General features: G+C 67.3%; 12 protein-coding genes. 8 read left to right on the top strand and 4 right to left on the bottom strand.

Going from position 1 to position 13,453, the window contains the following annotated elements; genetic code table 11:
• Positions 1–63: 63 nt before the first annotated feature.
• Together ASF98_RS04320 and ASF98_RS04325 are read right to left on the bottom strand one after the other, a co-directional pair.
• Positions 64–939: an aminoglycoside phosphotransferase family protein gene (locus ASF98_RS04320; RefSeq protein ID WP_326949198.1), complete on the bottom strand. Its 876-nt coding sequence runs from the start codon at positions 937–939 to the stop codon at positions 64–66.
• Positions 940–1,072: 133 nt separating this feature from the next.
• Positions 1,073–1,366 (bottom strand): hypothetical protein, encoded by a 294-nt coding sequence (locus ASF98_RS04325; RefSeq protein ID WP_055797970.1) that lies wholly within the window; start codon positions 1,364–1,366, stop codon positions 1,073–1,075.
• Positions 1,367–1,509: 143 nt separating this feature from the next.
• Between ASF98_RS04325 and ASF98_RS04330 the strand changes: the two genes are divergently transcribed.
• Entirely contained in the window at positions 1,510–2,049 is a 540-nt protein-coding gene (locus tag ASF98_RS04330) for a TspO/MBR family protein (protein WP_055797973.1), read from the top strand.
• Between the two features lie 487 nt (positions 2,050–2,536).
• On the opposite strand, the gene ASF98_RS04335 is transcribed toward ASF98_RS04330, so the two are convergent.
• Positions 2,537–2,884 (bottom strand): CBU_0592 family membrane protein, encoded by a 348-nt coding sequence (locus ASF98_RS04335; protein ID WP_055798193.1) that lies wholly within the window; start codon positions 2,882–2,884, stop codon positions 2,537–2,539.
• Between the two features lie 196 nt (positions 2,885–3,080).
• Between ASF98_RS04335 and ASF98_RS04340 the strand changes: the two genes are divergently transcribed.
• The 7 genes from ASF98_RS04340 to ASF98_RS04370 all read left to right on the top strand — a co-directional run bounded on the left by ASF98_RS04340 (position 3,081) and on the right by ASF98_RS04370 (position 13,294).
• The gene (locus ASF98_RS04340) at positions 3,081–4,004 is read left to right on the top strand and encodes a LysR family transcriptional regulator (RefSeq protein ID WP_055797976.1); all 924 of its coding nucleotides are present in this window, start codon (positions 3,081–3,083) and stop codon (positions 4,002–4,004) included.
• Between the two features lie 67 nt (positions 4,005–4,071).
• A complete protein-coding gene (locus ASF98_RS04345; RefSeq protein ID WP_055797979.1) occupies positions 4,072–4,698 on the top strand; it encodes a TetR/AcrR family transcriptional regulator in 627 nt (208 codons plus the stop codon).
• 97 nt (positions 4,699–4,795) lie between these two features.
• On the top strand, positions 4,796–6,334 hold the full coding sequence (locus tag ASF98_RS04350; protein WP_055797982.1) for an aldehyde dehydrogenase family protein: 1,539 nt from the start codon (positions 4,796–4,798) through the stop codon (positions 6,332–6,334).
• Positions 6,335–7,975, top strand: a complete 1,641-nt coding sequence (locus ASF98_RS04355; protein WP_055797985.1) for a GMC family oxidoreductase — start codon at positions 6,335–6,337, stop codon at positions 7,973–7,975.
• 124 nt (positions 7,976–8,099) lie between these two features.
• Positions 8,100–9,701, top strand: coding sequence for an APC family permease (locus ASF98_RS04360; RefSeq protein WP_235505605.1), 1,602 nt, complete (start codon positions 8,100–8,102; stop codon positions 9,699–9,701).
• Between the two features lie 147 nt (positions 9,702–9,848).
• Positions 9,849–10,406: a hypothetical protein gene (locus ASF98_RS04365; protein ID WP_055797989.1), complete on the top strand. Its 558-nt coding sequence runs from the start codon at positions 9,849–9,851 to the stop codon at positions 10,404–10,406.
• A complete protein-coding gene (locus tag ASF98_RS04370; RefSeq protein WP_055797992.1) occupies positions 10,403–13,294 on the top strand; it encodes an ATP-binding cassette domain-containing protein in 2,892 nt (963 codons plus the stop codon). The genes ASF98_RS04365 and ASF98_RS04370 overlap by 4 nt, the downstream gene beginning before the upstream one ends.
• Here ASF98_RS04370 and ASF98_RS24025 read toward each other — a convergent pair.
• Entirely contained in the window at positions 13,284–13,436 is a 153-nt protein-coding gene (locus ASF98_RS24025; RefSeq protein WP_028269736.1) for an LPXTG cell wall anchor domain-containing protein, read from the bottom strand. The genes ASF98_RS04370 and ASF98_RS24025 overlap by 11 nt on opposite strands.
• Positions 13,437–13,453: the final 17 nt, after the last annotated feature.

Consider the following 13,453-nt stretch of genomic DNA (forward strand, 5'->3'; position numbering starts at 1 on the left):
CATACCCACAGCATCTCAACAGGCACCGACAATTAACGCCGCTTCAAAGCTGCAGGCCGAAAGTCAGCCTGCCAGGACCTGCCTGACCCCGAACTCTCCCACGGCGAACATCCGCGGATTGTCGTCGGAGTTGCTCACCATCGCGGTGGACAGGACGAGAGCCCAGCCCCGGGCCCTCATCCAGGTGTCCCCGTCCACAGCGGGGCCAAAGGCGTCCGTGAAGCGGCGGCGGGCGCCGGCGTCGAACATCAGCCACCCCACCGCAAGATCAACGGCCGGGTCCCCTGCTCCGACGTCGCCGAAATCGATGACGCCGGCCAGCGAGCCGTCGTCCGCCAGAAGGATATTGCCCGGGTGAAGGTCCCCGTGGAGCATCATCGCCGGACCAGCCCAGGCTTTTGCGGCACAGGCCTGCGCCCACACCGCACCCAGCGCGGCTGCCTGCGAGTAGCGTTCGCGGTCCCCGAGCCGTTCCAGCACCGCAGCGTCACGGTCCGCCAGCGGCACGCCGCGGAATGGATTCACCGGGACGCCGTTTTCGGCCGGCACATGGAGGGAAAGGAGGAAATCGGCCAGGCCTTCAGCGGCCGGCCCGCGGTCTGCCGGGCGGACGTCGGCCGCGGCGGCTCCGGGAACCCACCGCACGATGCTCCACGGCCAGGGAAAGTCCGACGTCGGCCGGCCGGTATGGACAGGCACAGGAACCGCAACCGGGGAGCGGCGGGCTATGTCCGGAAGGTACTGCTGCTCATGGAGTATCAGCGGTACAGCCTCCGCCCTGCGGGGCAGCCGGACCGCCAAGTCGTCACCGAGCCGGAATGTCGCGTTGTCCCAGCCGTTCGCAACCCGCGCTAGGGGACGATCACCGAGGCCGGGCCGCTGGTCCCGGACAAGGCACTGGACGACGGTGTCGCTCACTTCCAGCGTGGCTGGTGGCATTCCCGCCATTCAGAGATCCGCCTCCCTTGATCCCGCGACGCAACCGGATCTTTCCCTTGTCCGAATATAGTTCAGTACCCCGGAGCACGCGGTGCTCGCTGGCTGATGGTCCGGTGTTCTCAGGCCGGTGTTCTCAGGCCGGGGGCCGTGGCTGAAAGTGGAGTGTTTCCAGATAGTCGTCGTACTCGTCGTCCCGGACATCATCGTTCGGGAAGCCACCGGGAAGGGAACCCTGACTCAGTCCGGCCAGAAGGACGTGCTCAAGCCCCGGCTCGGTGTTCATGGCCCAGGCCTGGACGATTCCAGTGGCCACGCCCGGTATTTTTGCGTTGGCCATTTCATCGATTCCGGCCGCGCTGGCTGCGACCAGGAAGAACGCCGCGACGGCGGCCAGCCCGGGAACTGCTTTCCTTCTCCATGCGCTCATACTCTGATCGTGGTCCCCCCGCATGGGAAGGAGGCACCGTTTGCCTATGGGCGGGCTGTGAAAAGGCCGCCCGGGCCAACGACGGCGGGCGGTGCCGCCGTCGTCGTTTGACGGGAGGGCCTGCAGTTGTTCACAGTTGGTCAGTGCCCTTGAACGTTGAACAAAGCGCCCCGGGCACTCCCGCTCCCGGCCCACGGCCGCCGCGGCGGCAGATTGCGGCCCTCTGCGGTTTTCTGGCGGTCTCGTGGACGGTGTCGTTGCTGGGATCCCTGCCGATCAGGTTGAACGGCGCCTGGTACGCGGCTGCGAACAAGGCACCATGGAGCCCGCCGGGGTGGATGTTCGGCTCGGCCTGGCTGGTGCTGTACGCGGCCATGGCCGTGGCGGCGTGGCTGGTGTGGCGGCAGCAGCGGTTCCCGCGCCGGGAGGCGTTCAAGGTCTACGGCGGCCTGCTGGTGCTGAATTTGTCGTGGCCGCTGACGTTCTTCGGCCTGTATCCGATCATTGGCGGCCCCGCGCTGTGGCTGGCGTTGCTGGTGATCGCAGCCCACGCGGTGGTTGCGACGTTCGCCGTGCTGCGGTTCGGGCCGATCAGCACGACGGCGGGGGTATTGATGCTGCCGTACGTTTCGTGGCTGGTGTTCTCGGCCAGCCTGAACCTCTACGCCGCCCTGAACAACTAGGGCTGGGGCGCCGGGGTCAGCTCCGGACCGATTCTTTGGTCAGTGGATGCGACGCGTATCCGGCTCAATCGCCCACGCAAGGCGGTGGAGCAGGCTGGCCATCCGGCCTCGCATGGCGGACCAACGCGACAGCTGTGGTCTGGTTGCCCGGTGCACTCGCGGAGCATTCGGGAGCGCGCTCGTGGCGGTGTCGTCTGTCCCGGCAAGAAAAAGTGCCATGAAGCCTGAACTGTCCATAGAGGTATCCCCGAATTATTTGAAGGTGTTGCCTGCGGGCGAGGACCAGTGACTCCGAGGCGGGCTGATTCTTGAGGCGAGGGAACCGGCACACGCGGTCCAAGCCTTACTTTGATTATCAGACACCCTCGGCGGAATCCGCCAACCAGTTGACCAATTGTTACCGCGCGCCAAACGGCAGCGGACGACGGCGGGACCTCCCGCCGTCGTCCGCTTAAGTGTTCGTCCGTCCGCCTAAGTCTTCGTCCGCTTACGTAAAGCTGGCTGCCCGGGGTGCTTCAACGATGGCCAGTTGCCCGGTCGAGTCAGGGACGCCGGGAAACTGCACGTGCGGGGCCTCGGCAGCGGCCGCCGGTGAATCCTGCATGGACCGCATGCGAAGAAGCGCCACCGCGGAAATGAGGAACCAAGCGATATTCGTGACCACGGACGGCCATGCTTCGTGGAAGGCGCCGTTGATGATGAAGGCGCAGGAACCGAGGAGATTCGCAGTCTGGAAGCCCTTGCCGGCCTTCAGCCAGCCCATGGACACCGCCAGGTACGCACTGAGGATGGCAACAGCGCCTGCCCAGCCGGCAATTTCCCAGAGCAGTTCCATGATGTCCTTTCGGGGGTGGTGCCCGGCTGCCATCCGCTGGGCGGAAGGTGCAAATAGCGGGCTGAAGTTACGTGTTTCGGGGCCGTTGCCGATCGGATCAGGCATCCCTGGATTTGGCTTTCAACAGCAATTATGAGGACGGCGTGACTGTAGATCAATTGCATTCCTCTGAAGATGTGGTTTAGAACTACTTAACATGGATATCGATCCGCGCCGGCTGCGAGTCCTCCTTGCGGTTGCCCGCACGGGCGGAGTGCTCGCCGCGGCTGACGAACTGGGGATTACGCCCTCGGCCGTGTCCCAGCAGCTCAACAAGCTGGAGGACGAGACGGGGCATGCGCTGGTGGTGCGCACACTCAAAGGCTCGGTTTTGACACCCGCGGGCCTGGCCGTTGCGGAAGCCGGTGAGGAGATCGAGCGTGCACTCAGCGTTGCCCGCGCCCGGATGGAGGGCGGGGCCAAGGTCGCGGGGGTGGTGCGGGTGGGCGGATTCACCAGCTTTGTCCGCACGGTGGTCATCCCGCGCCTGCCCGAGTGGCGCATCCGGTACCCGCAATTGCAGATCCGGATGATTGAAGACGACTTCCCTGCCTTGCTGCGGCTGCTCCGGCAGCGCGCGCTCGACGCCGTTGTGGTGGAGCTCGATTCGACGACGCCCGGCCAAGGCTCACTGCCCGCCGGAATGATCGAGGAGCCCCTACTGGACGAGCCGTGGAAACTGGTGGTTCCCGCGGGTGCCCTGCTCACCACCGAGAACATCGACCTTGGCCACCTGCCGCTTCCGTGGCTCGGCGTCGATTCCTCAGCCGCCAACGCTTCAGTGCTCGGCCGGCTCCGTCAGTCAACGGGCGCCCAAATGGAAACGGTGCATCAGTACCAGGACACGCTGACCGCACTGGCCCTCGTCGCGGCGGGCGAGGGTGTCGCCATCGTACCCACCCTGGCGTTGAGCGGCGTCAGCCATGACGGGGTGGATGTCCTGGACGTCCCGGGACTGGGCACGCGTCGCATCGTCCTGCGGCGGTACGACCGACGGCGGTCAGCCAGCATGCCGGTTGACACAGTCGCGCGCCTTCTGCGGGAATCGGCCGCGGCGTTCGACACGAGGTCCACATCCTGACCGCCTGCAGCAAGGTCATACGGACCCGGAAAGTGCACTCGTACGGGTTAGGCAATAGTCTGGCCAGATGGGGACCAATGCCGTGAACTCCGGCGAACAGATGGACAGGCAGTCGCGCATTCTCGAGGCGGCGCTGGATCTGCTGTCCCGCCATGGGATTTCGGGTGTGAGCATGCGGGCCGTGGCCCGCGAAGCCGGTGTAGCGCTCGGCCTGGTGAACTACTACTACGACGACAAGACGAGCCTGATACGGGCAGCCCTGCGCCGGGTCGACGAGCACGACCTTCTGCTGGTGGCGCCCGACCCGTCGTCAGGTCCGGAGGAACAGCTGCGCAAGGCCCTGCGCCGAGTGGCGGCCGCCGATCTGCTGACCACCCGCTACCTGTCCCTGCGCCTGCACCTTTGGGCCCTTGCCCAGGCGGACGAGGGCTATGCACAGATCAACGCCGAGGCCTTCGACCGCTATCTCGACGGCCTCGCTGCATTGGTCTCCAACGCCCAACCCGATCTTTCCTGGGAGACATGCAGGGAGCGGGCGGCTGACATTGTCGTCATCCAAAACGGCATGTGGCTGACGGCGCTTCTCGGCGTAGATGAGGCCTCCATCCAGAGAAGCATCGCCCGCACGGAGCAAATCGCCTTCGCGCCGCTTCAGGACCACACCATCAAGGACCACGAGCTGTACGAGTCCTGAACCGCCGGCAGCCGGGCAGGTTAGCTCCATACGTAGCATTGAACAACTGTTCAAAAAAGTATTGAACAGTCGTTCAATGTCCGCTACTGTCCTTCGTATGACTTACGCCACACCCCTTCGGGACGTCACCCAAACCGCAACAACCGAGACAGCATCCACCCTGTTCATCAACGGTGCATGGGAGCCGGCCGCCTCCGGCGCTGTGCGCGAAATCCGCAACCCCGCCGACGGCGAGTTGGTGGCCACAGTGTCGGAGGCCGGCCGGGAGGACGCCGAGCGCGCCATCTCCGCAGCCCGTGCCGCCTTCGACTCCGGAATCTGGTCGAATGTCCCGGCACCCGAACGCGGCACCTTCCTGCTCAAGGTCGCAGCCGGCCTGCGCGAACGCCGGGAAAAGTTCGCCCGCGCCGAGTCGCTGGACACCGGCAAGCGCATGGTCGAAAGCCGGATCGACATGGACGACATTGCCGCCTGCTTCGAGTACTTCGGCAGGCTCGCCGGGCAGCAGGCGGGCCGCATGGTCGACGCTGGTAACGCCGAGGTGGTCAGCAAAATCGTCTACGAACCCGTGGGCGTCTGCGGCCTGATCACCCCGTGGAACTACCCCCTGCTCCAGGCGGCGTGGAAGATCGCACCCGCACTGGCCGCCGGCTGCACCTTCGTCCTCAAGCCCTCCGAGCTGACCCCGTCCACCGCCATCCTGGCCATGCAGCTGCTGCAGGACCTCGGCCTCCCGGACGGCGTCGCCAACCTGGTGACCGGAGCCGGCGCGGAGGCGGGCGCGCCGCTCTCGGAACACCCCGCCGTCGACCTCGTCTCCTTCACGGGCGGACTGGAAACCGGCAAGCGCATCGCGGCGGCCGCCGCCGGCACCGTCAAGAAGGTGGCCCTGGAGCTTGGCGGCAAGAATCCCAACGTGGTGTTCGCGGACGCGGACTTCGACGCCGCCGTCGACAATGCCCTCAACGGCGCGTTCGTCCACTCCGGGCAGGTCTGCTCCGCCGGGGCACGGCTGGTGGTGGAGGAATCGATCGCCGAACGCTTCGTGGACGAGCTGGTCCGCCGCGCTAGGGACATCCGTCTGGGCGGTCCCTTTGATGATGACGCCGAAACCGGGCCGCTGATTTCCGCGGCCCACCGCGACAAAGTCCACGCCTATGTCCAGCGCGGCATCCAGGAGGGTGCGCGGCTGCGGACCGGCGGCGCGGCACCGCAAGGGGAAAAGTACGACGGCGGGTTCTACTACCAGCCCACCGTCCTGGACCGCGTGGAAAGAGGCATGTCCGTTGTCACCGACGAGGCGTTCGGCCCGGTGGTGACGGTGGAAACATTCCGTACCGAGGACGAAGCGGTGGCGATCGCCAACGACACCATCTACGGCCTGGCCGGGGCGGTCTGGACCCAGGATGCCGGCAAGGCGCAGCGCGTGGCATCCCGGCTGCGGCACGGCACCATCTGGATCAACGACTACCACCCCTACCTCCCCCAGGCCGAGTGGGGCGGCTTCGGCCAGTCCGGCGTCGGCCGCGAGCTGGGCCCCACGGGCCTGGCCGAATACCAGGAAGCCAAGCACATCTACCAGAACACCAGCCCGCAGGTAACCGGCTGGTTTGCTGACCACAGCAAGGAGAACTAGATGCATTACGACAACATCGACGACGTCCCCGAGCGCGGGTTCGACTACGTCGTCATCGGCGGCGGATCCGCGGGTGCCGCCGTCGCGGCCCGGCTGAGCGAGGACCCGGACGTGACCGTCGCACTGGTGGAAGCCGGCCCGGACGACCGCAACATCCCCGAAATCCTGCAGCTGGACCGCTGGATGGAGCTGCTCGAATCCGGCTACGACTGGGACTACCCGGTGGAACCGCAGGAAAACGGCAACTCCTTCATGCGCCACGCCCGTGCCAAGGTGATGGGCGGCTGCTCGAGCCACAACTCCTGCATCGCCTTCTGGGCACCCCGCGAGGACCTGGACGAGTGGGAGTCCAAGTACGGCGCCACCGGCTGGAACGCCAGCGCCGCCTGGCCCCTCTACCAGCGGCTGGAAACCAATGAGGACGCCGGGCCGGACGCACCCCACCACGGGGACTCAGGACCCGTGCACCTGATGAACGTGCCCCCGGTGGATCCCGCCGGCGTCGCGCTCCTGGACGCCTGCGAACAGACGGGCATTCCCCGTACCAAGTTCAACACCGGCACCACCGTGATCAACGGCGCCAACTTCTTCCAGATCAACCGCCGCGCGGACGGCACCCGGGCCTCCAGCTCGGTCTCCTACATCCACCCGATCATCGAGCGCGACAACTTCACCCTGCTCACCGGCCTCCGCGCCCGCCAGCTGGTGTTCGACGCGGACAAGCGCTGCACCGGCGTGGACGTGGTGGACTCGGCGTTCGGCCGGACCCACCGGCTCTCCGCGCACCGCGAGGTCATCCTGTCCACCGGTGCCATCGACTCCCCCAAGCTGCTGATGCTCTCCGGCATCGGCCCGGCAGCCCACCTGGCCCAGCACGGCATCGAGGTGCTGGTGGACTCCCCCGGCGTGGGCGAGAACCTGCAGGACCACCCCGAAGGCGTGGTCCAGTTCGAGGCCAAGCAGCCCATGGTGCAGACCTCCACCCAGTGGTGGGAGATCGGCATCTTTACCCCCACCGAGGACGGCCTGGACCGCCCGGACCTGATGATGCACTACGGTTCCGTCCCGTTCGACATGAACACCCTGCGGCACGGCTACCCCACCACGGAGAACGGCTTCAGCCTCACCCCGAACGTCACCCACGCCCGCTCCCGCGGCACCGTCAGGCTGCGCAGCCGCGATTTCCGCGACAAGCCCATGGTGGATCCGCGCTATTTCACGGATCCCGAAGGCCACGACATGCGGGTCATGGTGGCCGGCATCCGCAAGGCCCGCGAAATCGCCGCCCAGCCCGCCATGGCCGAATGGACCGGCCGCGAGCTCTCGCCCGGCATCGAGGCGCAGACGGACGAGGAGCTGCAGGACTACATCCGCAAGACCCACAACACCGTGTACCACCCGGTGGGCACGGTCCGGATGGGCCCGGCCGACGACGGGATGTCACCGCTGGACCCCGAGCTGCGGGTCAAGGGCGTCACCGGCCTGCGCGTTGCGGATGCCTCCGTGATGCCTGAACACGTCACCGTCAACCCCAACATCACCGTCATGATGATCGGCGAGCGCTGCGCCGACCTCATCCAGACCGGCCACACCGGTGGCACTGTAAAGAGAGAGGTGGAGCTCAGCCCGTCCTTCGCCTGAGAGGCAAGTTCCGGAGGCTATTGATTTCACCCGTGTCCAATTGCGGCCGCGGGGTGCATCGTCGTACTTTTCTGACATAGGAGTTCACATTTTGGAACCCAGCAAGAGTATTGATTCAAGCGGCATGGACGAATTTGGCTATACCCAGACCCTGGACCGGAGCATCGGCAAGTTTGCCAGCTTCGCCGCAGGTGTCAGCTACATCTCCATCCTCACCGGTGTTTTTCAACTGTTCTACTTCGGTTTTTCCATGGCCGGCCCGGCATACGCCTGGTCCTGGCCCATCGTGTTCGTCGGCCAACTGATGGTGGCGCTGTGCTTTGCCGAGCTGGCCGGCCGCTACCCCGTGGCCGGATCGGTCTACAACTGGGCCAAGCGGCTCTCATCGGGGACCTCGTCCTGGCTGGCGGGCTGGCTGCTCCTGCTCTCCTCGATCGTGGCGCTGGGCTCCGTGGCACTGGCCCTGCAGCTCACCCTGCCCCAGCTCTGGTCCGGTTTCCAGTTCGTCGGTGACGGCACCGGGCCCTACGACTTCGCCATGAACGGCGTGGTGCTGGCCACCATCATGATCACCATCTCCACCCTCATCAACGCCTTCGGTGTGAAGCTGATGACCAGGATCAACAGCATCGGAGTCTTCGTGGAGCTGACCGCGGCCGTGCTGCTGATCCTCGCGCTGGGCTGGCACGTGGTGCGGGGGCCCGAGGTCTTCTTCGACACCGCCGGCTTCGGGGAAGGGCACGACCTCGGCTTCTTCGGCGTCTTCCTCATCGGCGCCATGGCTTCGGGCTACGTCATGTACGGCTTCGATACCGCCAGTTCGCTCGGGGAGGAAACGAAGGACCCCAAGCGCACGGCCCCCAAGGCCATCCTGCGCGCCGTCACGGCCTCGTTCCTGCTGGGCGGCCTGATCCTGCTGTTTGGCATCCTGGCCGCACCGGACCTGGCCGATCCCAAGGTGGGAGCTGCCGACGGCGGGCTGCAGTACATTGTGCTCTCCGTCCTGGGCGGACCTTTCGGCAAGGCCTTCCTGGCATGCATCGTGGTGGCCGTGGTGGTCTGCACCCTGGCTGTCCACGCCGCCGCCATCCGCATGATGTTCGCTATGGCACGGGACAACAACCTGCCGTTCAGCCGGCAGCTCAGCAAGGTGGATCCGGTCCGCAGGACCCCCAAGATCGCGGCGATCGTGATCGGCGTCATTGCCGTCATTCCGCTGCTGGTCAACGTGATGCAGCCGGCCATCTTCACCATCACGTCCAGCATCAGCATCGTCCTGATCTATCTGTCCTACCTGCTGGTCACTGTTCCGTTGCTGCGCCACCGGCTGCTGAAGAAGTGGCCACTGCGGGATCAGCAGTCCGAAGCCGGGTTCAGCCTTGGCAAATGGGGTCTGCCGGTGAACATCCTCGCGGTCTTCTGGGGCGGTGCCATGACACTGAATCTGGTCTGGCCCCGGCCGGAGATCTACAACTCGGTGCCGCCGTTCGAGTGGTACCTGCAGTGGGGCGGCGTGATCTTCGTGGGCGCCGTGATAATTGGCGGCGCCCTGCTCTACCGCCTGAAGATCCGCCACCAGACCGGAGTGCTGGCCGAACACGCCGCGGCAGTCGCAGCACATCCGTCGTCGGGCGCTGCGCAGTACGAATCAGCGCAGTACGAATCAGCGCAGCACGAAGCCCCGGAGGATGCGCTGGCAGTCAAGATGGCCGCGTCGGAAGCTTAGTAACGCCCCCGGAAGGGTCGACGACGGCACTCACCTGAGCGCCGTCGTCGGCCCTTTTGCTTTGGTGACTCCCGCGCAGGTGAGTGACTTAACGTCACACAACGCGACGGCCTCCGGATCCGGACAAGCACGTCCTACCCTTGACAGGTGACTTTGACTAAGATCCGCACCGCCGCCGCGAGCTCCCTCGCCGCCGCCGGTCTCCTGTTTGCCCTTGCCGCCTGTTCCGCGCCGGCCGCCACCCAGCCCACCACCTCTGCCCCTGCCTCCACGGCAGCGGCTTCATCCAGCGCCGCCGCCGGGCCCTGCACCGGCGTGAAGGTCATCGTCGATTCCGGCTCCCTGAAGCAGGCTGCCGCTGACACGTCCGTTTGCGTCCCCGTGGACGCGCCGACTGCCGCCTCCAAGGTGCTGGACGAGGCAAAGGTGAAAACCGAGGGCACCACGCAGTACCCCAAGGAACTGGTGTGCCGGGTGAACGGCGTGCCCGCCGCAGACCTCGACATCACCCACAAGGGCGGCACCTACCGGGAAGACTGCAGCAAGATGCCCGCAGCCTTCGCCTACTGGGCCCTCTGGGTCAAGCCGGCGACCGGCGACTGGGCCTACGCGCAGGAAGGCCTCGCCACCCTGCAGGTAAGCCCGGGACAGAGCCTGGAACTGCTCTTCACGGTCGACGGCGAACCGGCCGCCCCCAAGGCATGACCTTTCGACCCGCGCCGTTACGAGCTGGGGCGGCTCTCGCCGTCGTCTTCATCGCGGCGCGGGTCATCTACCGCATCCTTTTCAACGGGGCGGGCATCGGCGGACCAGTGCTGCTTGACCTGCCGGCGGTGCCGCTGCCTGCCCCGTACGCCCACGTGGTCCTCCTCGGTCCGGTCACGGCGCAAGGGCTGTGGGCGGCGGTCCTGTCCGCCCTGCCGGTTGCCGGGATGTTCCTCGCTTTCGGCCTGCTCAACGCGTGGGTGGACGTGGCCCGCGGCTTCGTGCGCCTGGCCCGCCGCGGCCCCATGCAGGGCCTGGCCCGAACCCTTGTGGTGGCGTGGGCGGCGCTCCCGGCGCTTTCCGACGCCGTCGCCTCCGTACGCCTGGCGTTCCGGTTGCGGGGCGAACGCTTCGGACCCCGCGCCCTGGTGCCCGTGCTCGAGCGCACCCTTGAGCACGCCGGCCGGGTTGCCGCCGCCTTGGAGCTGCGCGGCTTCGGGAGCCGGGCAGCACACCGGCCCATCGGGGGTACCGTCGCACCGGTCGTCGTCCGGGACGCACAATTCCGCATCGGTGACGCACAGGTGCGCGTCCCCGGGTTCGCGCCCGCCAGCGGGTCCATCACGGTGATTACGGGGCCCACGGGCTCCGGCAAGTCCACCATCCTGCGGGGCATTGCGGGCCTCCTCTCACACATTGACGGCGGCACGGTCGACGGCACCGTGTGCGTCGGCGGAATTGACCGTGCCACCGCGCCGCCGCGCGATACCGCCCGCCTCACCGGCGTCGTCCTGCAGAATCCCCGCGCCGCATTCGCCACCACCCGGGTCCGGGACGAAATCGGCCTCGCCCTGGAGCTGCGCGGCATGGCAACCGGGACCGCCAAGGCCCGGGTGCTCGAGGTCGCGGAGCATATCGGGGTGTCGGCGCTGCTGGACCGCAATGTCAGCACCCTCTCGGCGGGTGAGGCAACGCTCGTAGCCATCGCGGCCGCGGTGGTGGAGCACCCGCCCCTTCTCCTGGTCGACGAACCCCTGGCTGACCTTGACACCACAGCACGCGGGCACGTCATCGCCGTGCTCAACGGCCTCGCCCGCGAAGAAGGTGTCTGCGTCATCGTGGCGGAGCACCGGGCGGAGCAGTTCGTCCCGGTCGCCGGCTCGTGGTGGACCATCGACGACGGCGCCCTCGTGCCGGGTGCCGCGCCAGCCGCACCTTCGCACCCTGTCGATACGCGTCCGACGCCGGCTGAGCCAGCTGACCTCGCGCCGGTGCTGACGGCGACGAATCTTGCGGTGCACCGCAAGGGCAAGACGCTCGTGCGTGAGGCATCCCTGGCCCTGCACCGCGGTGAAGTGGTGGCCCTGGTGGGGCCCAACGGGGCCGGGAAGTCGTCCCTGCTGGTGGCGCTCGCCCTCCGTGAGGGAACGGTCGACGGCGGCATGGTGGACGGCGGCACGGTCGACGGCGGCCGCGTCGCCCTAGTCCCGGACGCCTCGGACGACCTCTTCACCAGGGACACGGTGGCAGGAGAGCTCCGCGCGGCAGATCGGCGTCGGGCGCGCGCTGCGCGCCAGGCCCGCACCGGGCGGCACCAGGACCGGCGCGTTGACCAGCCTGCCCCCATGCCTGCGGCGGCGCACCTGGCCCGTTTGCGCGGAGACGTAGGGATGCCCATCGGACATGAGCATCCCCGGGACCTCTCCGCAGGAGAGCGCAGAATCCTTGCCATCGCGCTGCAGACCATGGACGAGCCATCAGTACTTCTCATCGATGAGCCCACCCGGGGACTCGACCCTGCGGCCCGCACGGCAGTCTCGGCCGCGCTGCGGGCAGCAGCGGACTCCGGTACGGCGGTCCTGATCGCCACGCACGACCACGACTTTGCCCACGGCCTTGGCGCCCGGATCCTGCCGATGCGTGACGGCGTCGCGCCCTCTTCCGTGCCGGAAGCCGCGGCGGCCGCTGCACCTGAACCGCCCCTGCCGTTTTCCCGGCCAGCGGGGGCCGGACCGAGGCCACGGGTCATCGAACAAACAGACTCCCAGGGCGCGGCAAGGCAGCGCCGCATCCGGCTGCCGCGGGGTGTCGAGCTGGCAGTTCTCGCAGCTGCGAACGTTCTGGCCTTGGCAGCATTCTGCTGGCCGCTGCTCGCCGCGGCCTTCCCGGAGGATGCCGCCGCGGCCCTCCCCTACGCGGCGCTGGCCATTGCGCCGCTCGCCGCCGTCGCCGTCGTCGTGTCCCTGGACGGCTCGGTCCGCTCCGCACATACGGTGGCGTTGCTCGGCGTCCTGGCCGCCGTCGGTTCGGCGGTGCGGGTGGCGAGCACCGGCGTCGGCGGCGTTGAGGCTGTCTTTATCCTGCTGATCCTGGCCGGCCGGGCCTTCGGCGCGCGTTTCGGCATGCTTCTCGGCGCCGCCACCATCGCCCTCTCAAGCGCCTTGTGGGGTGGCATCGGGCCCTGGACACCGTTCCAGATCTTCGCCTGCGCGTGGGTGGGCGCCGGGGCAGGCCTGCTCCCCCGTCGTGTGCGGGGGAAGGCCGAACTGTGGATGCTGGGCGGCTACGGCATCCTGGCGTCCTACCTGTTCGGCCTGCTGACTAACCTGTGGTTCTGGCCCTTCGCGGTGGGTGCCGGCACCGGCATCTCCTACGTGCCCGGCGCGCCGCTGGGCACCAACCTCAGCAGCTTCCTGCTCTACTCGCTGGTGACGTCGACGGCGGGCTGGGACACCCTGCGGGCCGTCACCACGATCATCGGGATCGCCGTGGTGGGGCGGGCCATTCTCGCGGCGCTCCGGCGGGTGAAGCCGGTATACAGCGACGGCGGGCAGGCCACCAGGACCCTACCCGCCGTCGTATCTGATCTGGAGGAGATCAGGCGTTAGTTTTCCGCTTGAACCAGCCCCACACGGCCGTGGCCACGAACAGGATCAGGCCGATGAATGCCAGCCACAGCAGGCCCTTCACCACGAAGCCGAGGATCGACAGGACAAGCCAGATAATAAGCAGTGTGATGATAATTCCCATAGGGGAAGCTTAGGCGT

The organism is Arthrobacter sp. Leaf337 (assembly GCF_001423745.1).
In the GTDB taxonomy this organism is placed as follows: Bacteria; Actinomycetota; Actinomycetes; order Actinomycetales; family Micrococcaceae; genus Arthrobacter.

Bases quoted from the DNA above. Each gene is read 5' to 3' on its own strand.
- ASF98_RS04320 (WP_326949198.1), bottom strand. From the start codon at position 939: ATGCCACCAGCCACGCTGGAAGTGAGCGACACCGTCGTCCAGTGCCTT.
- ASF98_RS04325 (WP_055797970.1), bottom strand. From the start codon at position 1,366: ATGAGCGCATGGAGAAGGAAAGCAGTTCCCGGGCTGGCCGCCGTCGCG.
- ASF98_RS04335 (WP_055798193.1), bottom strand. From the start codon at position 2,884: ATGGAACTGCTCTGGGAAATTGCCGGCTGGGCAGGCGCTGTTGCCATC.
- ASF98_RS04340 (WP_055797976.1), top strand. From the start codon at position 3,081: ATGGATATCGATCCGCGCCGGCTGCGAGTCCTCCTTGCGGTTGCCCGC.
- ASF98_RS04345 (WP_055797979.1), top strand. From the start codon at position 4,072: ATGGGGACCAATGCCGTGAACTCCGGCGAACAGATGGACAGGCAGTCG.
- ASF98_RS04350 (WP_055797982.1), top strand. From the start codon at position 4,796: ATGACTTACGCCACACCCCTTCGGGACGTCACCCAAACCGCAACAACC.
- ASF98_RS04355 (WP_055797985.1), top strand. From the start codon at position 6,335: ATGCATTACGACAACATCGACGACGTCCCCGAGCGCGGGTTCGACTAC.
- ASF98_RS04360 (WP_235505605.1), top strand. From the start codon at position 8,100: ATGGACGAATTTGGCTATACCCAGACCCTGGACCGGAGCATCGGCAAG.
- ASF98_RS04370 (WP_055797992.1), top strand. From the start codon at position 10,403: ATGACCTTTCGACCCGCGCCGTTACGAGCTGGGGCGGCTCTCGCCGTC.
- ASF98_RS24025 (WP_028269736.1), bottom strand. From the start codon at position 13,436: ATGGGAATTATCATCACACTGCTTATTATCTGGCTTGTCCTGTCGATC.